The sequence below is a fragment of the Vibrio sp. 1580 genome (genome assembly GCF_033340055.1).
On record NZ_JAWOVT010000404.1, the window covers coordinates 1 to 626 of the forward strand.

General features: G+C 45.7%; 1 protein-coding gene. It reads left to right on the forward strand.

Annotated features, from left to right (window positions below):
- A partial coding sequence (locus tag R7093_RS26270) for a substrate-binding domain-containing protein (RefSeq protein WP_318147152.1) occupies nt 1-626 on the forward strand: 626 nt, incomplete at both ends.

Sequence of the window (626 nt, forward strand, 5' to 3'; positions counted from 1 at the left end):
TCAGATCTAACCGAAGAACTAAAAGAGATGCTAGATCGTCACTCAGACATCCCGAAAGTTGTGATGGATTGGGGCCCAGAGAGTTCTCGTGCGGACAAGATCATCGATAACTCTGAAGAAGGTGGCTACCTAGCAACTAAATATCTTATCGATAACGGCCACACTGACATCGCCTGCCTGAGTGGTCACTTTGAGAAACTTGCTTGCCAAGAGCGTATCGCTGGTTTCCGTCGTGCCATGGCTGAAGCAAAACTGCCAATCAATGAAGATTGGATTCTTGAAGGTAACTTTGAATGCGATACTGCGGTACTGGTTGCAGACAAGATCACCGCGATGGAAAAACGCCCTACTGCAGTATTCTGTTTTAACGATACCATGGCACTTGGCTTAATGAGCCGTCTGCAACAAAACGGCATCAAGGTTCCAGATGACGTTTCTGTTATCGGTTACGACAACATTGAACGTGCAGAGTACTTCTCACCACCGCTAACAACGATTCACCAACCTAAACGTCGTGTGGGTAAAAATGCGTTTGAGATCCTACTTGAACGCATTAAAGATAAAGAACACGAAAAGCGTGTGTTCGAGATGCAACCAGAGATTGTTATCCGCAACACCGTTAAGAA